The organism is Rahnella perminowiae (assembly GCF_019049755.1).
Taxonomy (GTDB): Bacteria; Pseudomonadota; Gammaproteobacteria; order Enterobacterales; family Enterobacteriaceae; genus Rahnella; species Rahnella perminowiae.
In genome coordinates this window covers 1-3,370 of the sequence record NZ_JAFMOS010000275.1, presented here as the reverse complement: position 1 = coordinate 3,370, position 3,370 = coordinate 1, and the positions used below count along the sequence as shown (strand labels likewise).

At 53.4% G+C, this 3,370-nt stretch carries 3 protein-coding genes; all 3 read right to left on the bottom strand.

What is annotated here, in order from left to right:
* Positions 1 to 528 (bottom strand): ABC transporter permease (locus J1785_RS02235; protein ID WP_129990359.1); only part of this gene is annotated, 528 nt, incomplete at its 3' end.
* Positions 528 to 2,099 (bottom strand): ABC transporter substrate-binding protein, encoded by a 1,572-nt coding sequence (locus tag J1785_RS02230; RefSeq protein ID WP_129951466.1) that lies wholly within the window; start codon positions 2,097 to 2,099, stop codon positions 528 to 530. The genes J1785_RS02230 and J1785_RS02235, both read right to left, overlap by 1 nt.
* Before the next feature lie 285 nt (positions 2,100 to 2,384).
* On the bottom strand, positions 2,385 to 3,074 hold the full coding sequence (locus J1785_RS02225; RefSeq protein WP_129951467.1) for a gamma-glutamylcyclotransferase: 690 nt from the start codon (positions 3,072 to 3,074) through the stop codon (positions 2,385 to 2,387).
* Between the last annotated feature and the right edge of the window lie 296 nt (positions 3,075 to 3,370).

Here is a 3,370-nt window from a genome sequence, read left to right as displayed (position 1 = left end):
GTGCAGTACCGCGTAAAATAGTAAAAGGCCGAGCAGGCTAAGCCAGAAAATCGGCACGGAATACCCGAGCAACGACACCAGCCTTGCCGCATTATCCAGCCAGCTTCCCGGTTTCCATACCGCCAGCAACGCCAGCAAAATCCCGAAGGTGCCGCCGAGCAGGATGGCACAAGTCGCCAGCTCAACCGTTGCCGGGAATGTACGCATCAGATCGCTGGCCACCGGCTGCGCGGTAATACGGGAAATTCCCATATCGCCGTGCGCCAGGTGATCGAGATAACGGACAAATTGTACCGGTACGGACTGATCGAGACCTAAATCGCGACGCACCTGCGCATAGGTGGCTTCGCTGGCGTGATCGCCGGCCACCTGTAACGTCGGATCAATCGGGGCGAGATGGGAAAGCGTGAAAGTAAACGCCAGCAGTCCGAGCAGCGTCAGTGCCAGCGAAATCACGCCGGTCAGCAAACGGCCTGACCAGCGCCAACCCTGCCGGACGAATCCGGCGGGTGTTGAACTGTCTGCCATTACTTCGTGACCTTGCTGTAAAAGACCATGTCAGGGTTGATGCCCTGCACGTAACCTTTAATGTTGTCGCGTACGGCAATCAGGCTTTTGGCTTGCAGACCAATCACAAACGGCGAGTTTTTCTGGACTTCCAGCTGCAACTGACGGTAATCCGCCACGCGTTTGGCCTGATCCGGTTCCGCAATCGCAGCCAGCGTCAGTTTATTGAGTGCCGGAATGGACCAGTTAGCGCGCCATGCCAGTGTTTTGCTGCTCCCTTCTTCCGGGTTGAAAGCAAACGCTGAAGCGTTGGTGTTCGGGTCAAAGTAATCCGGTCCCCATGACGACATATACGCGTCGTAATTGTGTGATTTCACTTTGGTAGAAATCTGCGAGCTCAAACCCGGATCCAGTTTCACCGTTACGCCGCCCTGCGCAAAGCTGGCCTGCAGCGCCTGTGCGATGTCCAGATACGGCGGCTGATTGGCGGTAGAGAGTGTGAAACTGACGTTAGTCAGCCCGGCTTTCGCCAGAATCGCTTTGGCTTTTGCCGGGTCATAGGTGTATGGCGTGTCGTTCAGCGCGCCCAGATAGCCTTCCGGCAGGAAGGCCTGATGCACCTGGAACTGATCTTTCATCAGATCATGAGCAATGTGGTTGTAATCGAACAGGTAGCGGGCCGCTTCCCAGAATGCAGGATTACCCAGCGCCGGGGAGGCTTTGACATTGAACTGCATGAAGTACAGTGAGGCATACGGGATCGCCAGAGGCTTAACACCCTTTTTACCGGCGAGTGCAGCCATCTGGTCAGAACCGAGATTACGCGCCATATCGGCATCCCCCTGCTCGATCAGCAAGCGGCGCGCAGCAGGATCCGGTACGTTTTTTATCAGAATGGTTTTCAGCTTCGGCGCGCCTTCCGGTGAGGTCGGGTTCGCAGATAAAATCACGACTTCATGCGGTATGTAGTTACGGATCTGGTAAGGGCCGGAACCGGCAGAATGATTGCTCAGCCACTGGTGACCAAGGTCGTCAGCGGTGGCGTTAGCTTTCACCAGTTTACTGTCCACGATAGAAGATACCGGCGCAGACAGCAGGCTCAGCACGAATGACGGGCTGACATCGGCAGTCCAGCTGACTTTCACATGCTGGTCATCAATCTTAGTCAGGAAGGTATCAACGTTTTTATCGGTCCAGCCCAGTTGCGTCAGGATAAATGAAGGCTCCAGATTCAGCTTCACCACGCGTGATAACGAGAATATGACGTCATCGGCAGTCAGCGGATTGCCACTGGCAAAGGTGACTTTCGGTGACAGCGTGAAGGTCAGGCTGCGGTTATCTTTGCCTGCTTCCCAGGAGGCCGCCAGCGTCGGTTTTAAATCGATCGGATTGTTCGGGTCAGACTGGACCAGGCGCTGATAAATATTATTAAAAGCCTGAACCGTGGTCAGTTCAAATCCCTGCGCCGGGTCAAAACTGGAGGTGTCATCAATGGATTGTGCGATAACCAGCGTATCCGGCGGCGTAGCAGCCTGCACGGAGAAAGTAGCCGCAATAGCCGTAAACAGAACGGACGGTAATAAAGCTTTCATCAAGACAGACTCTCCAAGGTAGCGAAATTGCTAAGATTTTGTTGAGTGTAAAGTTTCTTCTATCTGGCAGAAAGTCTGATAAAGACTATCGTTATGCGAATTTTGCATAACGTTATCTGATTGGTTATTAATGAGGCAAGACGGGGCTTTGCGGCGGATTGTTACTGTACAAAGCCCGTGGTGGAGATATTTTATGAACAGCGAAAAGACAGGCGCTTAAAACGGGAGAGATGAATGAAATGGCTGCACGGCAACCCCGCACAGCCGGCAATACCAGACGCGACGTTAACTCAGTCCCGGGACATCCAGACCCGGAGAAACAGACAACAGCATCCGCACCTGTTTGACCAGCTCGCTCATACAATCGTCACGCATGCCGTAGTTGTTCAGCTCTTTTTCCAGTGCAAACAGGTATTGCGCATTGGTGCCGAGCGGGCCGCTGGCCTGCGCAATCAGTGGGGCGATAACCTGATAATCGGTATCGGCTTCATATTGCGGGTGCGAGGGATCCATAATAAACACCAGCGCGGTCACCTTGCGGCCATCGTCGAGATCCAGTTCGCACCAGGTCGGACGGTAACAGCCGGTGAGCATTTCACGTTTCCACAGCAGTTCGAGTTCATCGAGAAGGGTGTCTTCAGGCAGACGGAACGCCAGGCCAGTGGTTTTGCCGCCATCCCGCAGCGCCAGCATACGGCCGGGTTGCGCAAGGGTGCCACGCCCGGCGGTCAGACGCAGACAGAAGGCACGATGATAACCGTGCAAGGTGGCAGGCCGCGCCTCTTCTGAGTCAAAAACCGGGTTCCACATCAGTGAACCGTAACCAAAAATCCAGACCGGGCTGTTGTCGGGGCGACGCGCCAGCGTGCAGCACAAAGAGGCAGCGCGCTGTTCAGGGGTCAGTAGCATCGATTCATCAATGCTGCCAAATGCTGTTTTGCAATCTGCGTTACGCAGGAAATCTCGAGTTAACATTCATTCCCCCAGGTACGACTTACTTTTGAACATGACATGCTGTTAACGCTGTGTTCTCCGCTGTGGTGGGTTTCATCTGTTGATGTTATCGGACAGTTTTTGCCTGAGCTTCAGGCTGCGGGGCAATTTTATTAAGAAGTTTCGTATACCCCCACAGGATGAAACCTTATTCGTTTCTTTCGTTGCAATCAAGGTTGAGAGTGATCACAAAAGGAAAATAAAGTGATTATTTTATGAACATTGTATGAATGTTGATATTTCGGGCGGGAATAAAACAAAAACGGAGGGGCGGGCAG